We start from the raw sequence: 6,272 nt of genomic DNA, 5'->3' as shown, positions 1-6,272 counted from the left end.
TTTATTGCTTAGGCGATAGATGAGATAGTTCTCACGGTACTTTAACGGTGACACAATATGGACGCGGGGTGGAGCAGTATGGTAGCTCGTCGGGCTCATAACCCGAAGGTCGTTGGTTCAAATCCGGCCCCCGCAACCACGCGACACTAGCTCAGTTGGTAGAGCGCAACCTTGCCAAGGTTGAGGTCACGAGTTCGAACCTCGTGTGTCGCTCCACTTCTTTACCTGGTAGAGAAGTCTTTCATGGTTTCGACGGTGAAAGAGAGAGTTGTCATCGAGCTTATCGATGAAAAGATGCGACACTAGCTCAGTTGGTAGAGCGCAACCTTGCCAAGGTTGAGGTCACGAGTTCGAACCTCGTGTGTCGCTCCAAATTTTAAAGTAATGAGACCTAACACGAGGAACCTCGTGCCCAAATTGGTCGCGTCGCTTCAATTCTGCTACCGCTGCAGTCTGCAGAAGGTCGGCAAAGCTACTACTGTGAAGTATTAGTTCAATTGCAATATTTCTAGGTTATTCGATAAACGGTAACCTTGTGTATTGCCCCGATATTCCATAATTGAAATTATGGAAATCTTAGAAGCATCAGCTTTCTTAACATCATCTATGATTTATACCAACGGCCTTCATTGGCTGTTTGTCGTTATCTCTGTAAATCATGATGCTCTGTAATCCACAGTCGCTTGTGGGTGTCTTTATGACGGTATACGCTCTTTTGTTTTGTTGATACAGGTAATGAGCACATTGCCAACAGGGAGCAGTAAATCGTATCTGCGTAACTTATTCCTATCTCTCTGAGCTGAAAGCCCTTATTTTGCTTGGGTTGACGCCGCTTTGGGTGAAAAAACAATAAGATCGTGCACAGAGTTATCCACAAAACTAAATTGTGGGTAAGTCCGTTAATTACATGTGCCGAGACCGTGTGAACAAGTCTGTACTTATCTTTTTATCCTCATGAAAATTAAAAGATGTTGATATTTTATCAACACTTTAAGTCTATGTTTTTGTTGTTTTTTATGGTATTTATTCAATAGATATCTACAACAAAACCCACATCATCCTGCTTTGAATAACTTTTTTCCCTACCACGATTTTGACCTGTGTTTAATATTTTCATCTACGTATAAAACGGCAAATGTGAAAATGTTTTCCACATTTGCGTCTAAGCCTGATTTAGCTCTCATTCTTTAGTAATAACGTTACAGCATAGTCAACGGGATAACGCTGCCCGGTCAGGCGTCACGCGGAAGACCTTTCTCGACAATGCGGATCAGTCGTTGCGTATTGGAAGGTAAGACCGTGATGGCATTGGTGTCGCGGTGTGCGACTTGTTGCGCCAGTGCCCAGTGTAGGTGGATATCGAGTAATTCATGTTCACCCAAGCGTTGCTCAAGGGCACTAACAATGTGTTCGTCGTACGGCGCATTACCCATCGCAATACTGAGGTTGCGCAGCCATTGTACGTGGCCAATGCGACGAATAGCGGAGCCTTCCGTCTGTTTTAAAAACTGCACCTCATCCCATTGAAACAGGTTGATCAGCGATTGTTGTGCCAGAGTGTCACGGCAATGGTAATCTGACTCTTGTGTCAGCTCAGCAAAGCGGTTGTACGGGCAGACGAGCTGGCAATCATCACAGCCATAAATGCGGTTGCCAATCGGTTTGCGCAGAGCTTCTGGGATCACGCCGTCAAATTCAATGGTTAAGTAGGAAATGCAGCGGCGCGCATCAATTACGCCCTCTTCGACAATCGCGCCAGTCGGGCAACTTGTCATACAGGCCACACACTTTCCGCACTGATTGTCGATCGGTTCATCCACGGGCAAAGGCAGGTCAATTAGCAACTCTCCCAGGAAGAACCACGACCCCGCTTGTGGGCTGAGGATCAGTGAGTGCTTGCCTGTCCAGCCTAAGCCGGCCTTTTCTGCCAAGGGGCGTTCTAAGATTGGGGCGGAATCGACAAAAGGGCGGTAGCCGAAGGGCCCCACTTCTTGTTCAATACGTTGTCCAAGCTGCTTTAAGCGGTTGCGGATCAGCTTGTGGTAGTCACGCCCCAATGAATAGCGGCTGATATAGGCCGTATCAGGTTGGCGCAAACTCTGAGCAAACCCGGCCTCTGGGGGCAGGTAATCCATTCTAACGCTGATCACACGTACGGTGCCTGGGTGTAATTCCGCAGGGCGCGCGCGCATCATGCCGTGGCGTGCCATCCAATCCATCTCGCCGTGGTACCCGGCATCGAGCCACCGTTGCAGTTGCGCTTCATGCTGATGGAGATCGATATCGCTGATCCCAACGTGTTGGAAGCCCAGTTCTTGGCCCCATAGCTTGATGTTTTGGCTTAGCGCGCGGTAGTCGAGGGTCATACGGAAAAGCACCTGATGAATTGGGGGCGGAAGTGTACCACACTCAAGTAAGATGTAGAGGCCGAATTACGTGGATCCTGCGGGGGTGATCGTGGTGGGATCGCGCAAAGAGATTGCCGATGAACAGACCGGGAGGGACAATGCACGTCGATGATAAAATAGCCAAGGAAGACAAACCTGTGCGACTGTATTCCGCTGCACAAGTGCGGACGGGAGAGCGTCAGATCGCCCAGCGCCTTGGGCTGGAGATGTACACGCTCATGGAGCGGGCTGGGGCAGCGGTGTTTGACTGTTTAGCACGCCATTACCCGTCATCGCGGAACGTATTGGTCTGTTGTGGCGGCGGTAATAACGGCGGGGATGGGTATGTCGTTGCCCGTCTGGCTCGACAAGCCGGCTATACCGTTTCTGTGTGGCATTGCGGGGATCCTGCTCGCTTGGTGGGCGATGCCGCGCGGGCTTATCAGGCATGGTTAGCCGTGGGGGGCGTGGTGTCGTTACCGAGTGAGGGGCTTCCCGCTTCTGTGGAAGTGGTGGTGGATGCGTTGCTCGGCACCGGTTTAGCCGGTGCGGTGCGGGCGGAAGCGGCGGCGCTTATTGGGCAGATCAACGACTCGGCTCGGCCCGTGATTGCGGTCGATGTGCCTTCTGGCTTGTGTGCTGACACTGGACGGGGACTTGTGTCGGCAGAGCCGAGTGTGCCTGATCCGAATGTGACAGAGCCGGCGGTGGTCGCGGCGTATACCGTGACGTTTATTGGCCGAAAGCAAGGCTTGTTTACCGGACACGCTGCGGATCATGTCGGTCAATTAGTCTTTGCTGGGCTGGAGGTGGCGGCGGCGTTTGACCAACATTGTACGAGCTCGGTTCAAGTGATCACCGCTGCGGAGGTTGACCGGAATTTGCCAATTCGCCGGCGCACGGCCCACAAAGGCGATCATGGCAGGATCCTGTTAGCAGGCGGGGATCATGGCTACGCTGGCGCGATCCGCTTAGCGGCGCAGGCGGCGGCCCGAACCGGTGCTGGATTAACCGCGGTGTTAACACAATCTGACAATGCACTGGCAATGATCGCTGCGATCCCTGAAATAATGGCCTTAGGTTGGCAAGGCGACCGTGCACAGTGCGCGCAGCGTGTGGTGTGGGCGGATGTCTTGGTGCTCGGGCCGGGATTAGGCCTGAGCGAGTGGAGTCAGGCGCTGTATCACGCGCTCGCGGCGACAGAAAAACCGACGGTGCTTGATGCCGATGGGTTGAACTTATTGGCTTGTACACCAGACTATAAGAATAACCGTATAATAACCCCCCATCCTGGTGAAGCGGCTCGGTTGCTGCAGTGCTCCGTGGCTGACGTAGAACGTGATCGCTTTGTGGCGGCACGCACTTTGCAGCAACAATACGGCGGGGTGGTCGTGCTGAAAGGCGTGGGTACGCTGGTTGATGACGGCCAGAAATGCTGGGTGTGTACCGCGGGCAATCCCGGCATGGCAACAGGCGGGATGGGGGATGTGCTCTCTGGTATCATAGGTGCCTTGCTGGGGCAGGGATTAGGCTTATCAGAGGCCGCAAAATGCGGGGTGTGGATCCACAGTACGGCTGCAGACCACTGCGCCAGAGACGGCGAGCGTGGTATGCTTGCCAGTGATCTATTCCCTTCCATTCGACAATTAGTTAATCGACGATAATAACGAGAATGCAAACATTTGAAATGCAGCTTGCCGATGAGCAGGCGACGGTCGCACTGGGCGCCACATTGGCCCATGCTTGTACACAGCAGACCACCATTTATCTTCATGGTGACTTGGGCGCAGGTAAAACCACGTTTAGCCGTGGATTTATTCGTTCGCTGGGTCATAACGGGAATGTGAAAAGCCCGACGTACACCTTGGTTGAGCCATACGCGCTTGCCGCTTGGCAGGTGTATCACTTTGATCTTTACCGCTTGGCGGATCCAGAAGAACTGGAGTTCATGGGGATCCGAGACTACTTTTCTGATGATGCGATTTGTTTGGTGGAGTGGCCAGAAAAAGGGGCCGGCTTATTGCCTCAACCCGATCTTGAGCTGGATCTGCGCTACGATGGCGAGCAGCGAAAAGCGACCATTACCGCAAACAATGCGTATGGCTGTGAATTGATTAAACGTTTGGAGTTGTGTTGATAGGATGTCTTTACGGACTTTTTTTCATGCAGTAATCATCAGTGCGGGACTCTTTAGTTCATTGGCCATGGCCAATGAACTGCGTGGGATCCGCGCATGGCCAGCGCCAGATGAAACCCGCGTGGTGCTCGATATGCAAGAGAAGGCGGAGTTCAGCTATTTTACGCTGACCAAGCCTGATCGACTGGTTCTTGATTTGAAAGATACCTCGCTGCACACCCGACTACCGGTGGTAGTGAAAGACAGCGCGGTATTAAAGGCGATCCGCAGCAGTGGGGCGCCTGATAAAGGCACTTATCGTCTGGTATTTGAGATTAAGACTGGGACGACACCGAAACTGTTTACGCTTTCACCGACACCGGATGGCCATTACAGCCACCGCTTGGTGTTGGATTTGCCGCATAAAAAAGCGGCGCCCGTGAAAAAAGTGACGACGTCTACGGTGAGCCAATCGGTCGCGAACGCCAAAGCGATCTTGCCGTATGGCAATGAAGACATCATTGTTGCCATTGACCCCGGGCATGGCGGGGAAGATCCCGGCTCGATAGGGCCAAGCCGTAAATACGAGAAAAACGTTACCCTGACCATTTCCAAAAAAGTGATGGCACGGATCAATGCCACGCCGGGAATGAAAGCGGTGCTGACGCGTCAAGGGGATTACTTTGTGAACCTCAACAAGCGTTCGGACATTGCCCGTAAGAACAAGGCGCATTTGTTGGTCTCGATCCATGCGGATGGTTTCACCTCACCGAAACCACGGGGGGCATCCGTCTGGGTATTGAATACCCGTCGTGCCAATACCGAGATTGGTCGCTGGCTGGAGCAACATGAGAAGCAATCGGAATTGTTAGGCGGCGGCGATGTGCTGTCCGGCGACAATGAAGATCAGTATCTGAGCATGGCCGTGTTGGACTTGCAGTTTAGCCATTCGCAAAAAGAAGGCTATGACGTTGCGTCTCGCGTACTGAAAGAGCTGAAAGGCGTGACCTCGTTGCATAAGAGCAAACCCGCGCACGCGAGTTTGGCCGTGTTGAAATCACCGGATATTCCCTCTTTGTTGGTGGAAACCGGCTTTATCACGAACCCGACAGAAGAGCGCTTGTTGAATGCGACCAGCCATCAGAACAAACTGGCGGATGCGGTGTACCGTGGCATTCTCGCGTATTTTAATGCGAAACCGCCGGAAGGCACCTTGTTTGCTTCGCGCCATCAAAGCAAGAAGCACACGGTCGCGCGTGGGCAGTCATTAAGTGTGATTGCCAACAAATATGGCACAACGGTAGCGGCGATCAAAACCACGAATAATCTGAAATCCAATACCGTGCGTGTGGGTCAGGTCTTGATGATCCCCGGTAAAGCACCGGCGGTCAGCCATACTTCAAGTACGGCGCAAAAGAGCAGTACGTCTTCATCGCGTTCAACGACGCAGAAAGCGCCCGCGAAGAAGACCGTGACGCATACCGTCAAGCGCGGGGAGTTTTTGGGTAAAATCGCCAATCAATACGGCGTATCATTGTCCAGTATTCGCAGTGCAAATCGCTTGCGCTCGGATGAACTGGCAGTGGGACAGACGTTGAAGATTGATGTGAGCCAGCGTCGCGCAGTGAAACACACGGTGAAGCGGGGAGAATTCCTTGGCAAAATTGCGGCCCATTATGGGGTCAGCATTAACAGCCTGCGCCGTGCCAATAAGCTGCGTTCCGATCAATTAGCCGTGGGTCAGAAACTGACCATACCAAGTAGTTAAT

At 52.5% G+C, this 6,272-nt stretch carries 4 protein-coding genes and 3 tRNA genes; 6 read left to right on the top strand and 1 reads right to left on the bottom strand.

Going from position 1 to position 6,272, the window contains the following annotated elements:
* Positions 1–62 precede the first annotated feature (62 nt).
* The 3 genes from L4C36_RS19555 (at position 63) to L4C36_RS19545 (ending at position 372) form a co-directional block, all read left to right on the top strand.
* Positions 63–139, top strand: a tRNA-Met gene (locus L4C36_RS19555).
* 1 nt (position 140) lies between these two features.
* A tRNA-Gly gene (locus L4C36_RS19550) sits at positions 141–216 on the top strand.
* Positions 217–296: 80 nt separating this feature from the next.
* Positions 297–372, top strand: a tRNA-Gly gene (locus L4C36_RS19545).
* Between the two features lie 860 nt (positions 373–1,232).
* Here L4C36_RS19545 and queG read toward each other — a convergent pair.
* Entirely contained in the window at positions 1,233–2,366 is a 1,134-nt protein-coding gene (gene queG, locus L4C36_RS19540; protein ID WP_428479480.1) for a tRNA epoxyqueuosine(34) reductase QueG, read from the bottom strand.
* Between the two features lie 140 nt (positions 2,367–2,506).
* On the opposite strand from queG, the gene L4C36_RS19535 reads away from it, so the two are divergent.
* The 3 genes from L4C36_RS19535 to L4C36_RS19525 are packed head-to-tail and all read left to right on the top strand — an operon-like array spanning position 2,507 to position 6,271.
* Complete coding sequence (locus L4C36_RS19535) at positions 2,507–4,051, top strand: NAD(P)H-hydrate dehydratase (RefSeq protein ID WP_428479479.1); 1,545 nt, start codon at positions 2,507–2,509, stop codon at positions 4,049–4,051.
* 8 nt (positions 4,052–4,059) lie between these two features.
* Positions 4,060–4,524, top strand: a complete 465-nt coding sequence (gene tsaE, locus L4C36_RS19530) for a tRNA (adenosine(37)-N6)-threonylcarbamoyltransferase complex ATPase subunit type 1 TsaE (protein ID WP_428479478.1) — start codon at positions 4,060–4,062, stop codon at positions 4,522–4,524.
* Between the two features lie 4 nt (positions 4,525–4,528).
* Positions 4,529–6,271 (top strand): N-acetylmuramoyl-L-alanine amidase, encoded by a 1,743-nt coding sequence (locus L4C36_RS19525; protein WP_428479477.1) that lies wholly within the window; start codon positions 4,529–4,531, stop codon positions 6,269–6,271.
* Position 6,272: the final 1 nt, after the last annotated feature.

Source organism: Photobacterium japonica (assembly GCF_050337005.1).
GTDB lineage: Bacteria > Pseudomonadota > Gammaproteobacteria > Enterobacterales > Vibrionaceae > Photobacterium > Photobacterium japonica.
The sequence above is the reverse complement of the archived record's forward strand: the minus strand, read 5'-3'. Positions and strand labels throughout refer to the sequence as shown.